Raw genomic sequence first — 2,119 nt, forward strand, 5'->3', positions numbered from 1 at the left:
ATAGTTGACAAGTACGTGAAAAATGCAATGACGAAAATCACCCATCCTAGAACGGTGTTCCATTGCCTAAAGGTCCAGTTCTTCATATAAAATTAGTTTTCTTTACATTCAATATATTAAATGCCAGGAATAACTTTCCCGGCGATCTCATTTAATAGCATGGCTATTCCCTGTAAGACATTTAATCATTCTATTTTATTACATTAAGATCAAAAAAAAACGGAACCGAAGTTCCGTTTTCTTAATATGTTGTTGTTTTTTACTGTGTTGCTTTGATAATCGCTGTTGTAATCTGATTCTCTTTTTCTTTGGAATAGGTAGAATCAAAAGGTTCCATGATATCAAATAAGTATTGGTAGAATGGCGTGATCTTCTGTACATTTTCAGATTCAGTCATTGCTTTTTCTTTCCCCATCTGCTGAAGATCTTTCACAAATACATTAAACTTCTTGTCAATAGGTTCAATTGATTTCACAAGATAATCATAGGCTTTATCTTTCTGACCGATTTTTGTATAGGCATCCGTAACCGCAGATACCACTAAAGAATATTCCATTGGTTTTGCTCCCATCTGTCTTCTCAAATATCTCTGATCTCCGGGAGAAAGGCTTAAATAATAATCGTATTCTTCAAAGATTCCTTTTTTAAGGATTTCTGCCAGTTTCAATCCTTTCTGTTCCTGTCCGGCAACAATATATCCGTAAACTATCGAGCTTAATGAACGTGGGTCGTTGTATTTTTCAGCAGGAATTTCTTTTGCGGCCAGATCCAATAATTCTATGGCTTTAGCTTTTTGTCCGCTTAATGAAAGTGCCGCAGCAGCTCTACTTGCCGAACTTCTGTAGCTGATAATATTGGATGTTGCCGTTTCATCGAAATGAACGTTTAAATCCTTGAAATTACCCCATCTGAAATTTTTCACCACATTATATAAAGAATTGGCATCTACCCTTCCCATTTCTCCATCCGAGCTTGGTGGCGTATGAACAGGAATCAGCCTGTAGCTGAAGCCGTCAAGCTGAAGATATTCATCAAGATAGAAAATATTTTCGCTGTCATAAATACCACCCGAAGAGAAGTTAATCGGTCTCTTCCAGTCGAAATTGGCAAGAATATCAAACATCATTAAATTATTCTTGTAAAGTGTGTTCGCTTTATAATCGATCATGATCTGATTGACCGTATTCGGAAGATCAGAAGGATTAATAATTCCTGCTTTTAAAGCATTCTCTTTATTCACAGGCAGGATAAATTTACTGACCGGAAGGAAGTTGTATTTTTCATAACGTTCTTCCCCGAAAATCATTTTTAAAACTTCATCTTTTTCAGGAGATTTAACTTTAAGGAAATTAACCGCTTCTTTCAGCGTCATTGAATCCTGGATAAGGTATTTTCTTAATGACTGCATTTCTGTTGCGGGAGCTCCCTGCTGCTGAAGGTTATCAAAAATATTCTGCCAGTCTTCTTTTTTCATTAAGTAGATCTGATCGTTGACTCCGTCTCTGTAGTCCTCGTGGGTTAGCTGGCTAGGAATAGGATTGGCATTGTATGTTTTTCTTTTGACCTGATCGATATTCCAGGGAGTGGATAACAGGGTGAAGTTTACAACTTTTACATCATCACGCAGCCTTTCAGTCTCCTGAACTGCCCAAACCGGATAAGTATCGTTATCCCCGTACACAAACAGGATATCTTCTTTCGGCAACGATTTTAATACGGAATAGGCATAATCATACGCGGTATACCTGTTGCTTCTGTCGTGTACATTATAGTTCTGGAAGCCCATCATAAAAGGTACTCCCAATAATATAACACCTACTAAAATATTAGCTGCATTAGATTTAACTTTTGACTGTAAGAACCATAAAATAGCTCCCGAACCCAATCCTATCCAAATGGCAAAGGCATAGAAAGATCCTACCATTGCATAATCTCTTTCTCTTGGCTCGAAAGGCTTCACGCCTGTGTAGAAAATAATTCCGACACTTGTGATCACAAATAAAGATAATATCGCATAGAATCTTCCGAAATCCCTGTTCAGTTGGAAAAAGAATCCGATCAAACCTAGGATCAACGGTAAAAAGTAAAATGCTACCGTACTTTCGTTTTTGAATTTCGC

General features: G+C 37.2%; 1 pseudogene. It reads right to left on the bottom strand.

Features of this window, described 5'->3' with window-relative positions:
- Positions 1-259: 259 nt before the first annotated feature.
- A pseudogene (locus AB8P06_RS20585) lies at positions 260-2,119 on the bottom strand (DUF2723 domain-containing protein); the annotation flags it as partial.

Origin of the sequence: Chryseobacterium tongliaonense (assembly GCF_041224435.1) — a bacterium.
GTDB lineage: Bacteria > Bacteroidota > Bacteroidia > Flavobacteriales > Weeksellaceae > Chryseobacterium > Chryseobacterium tongliaoense.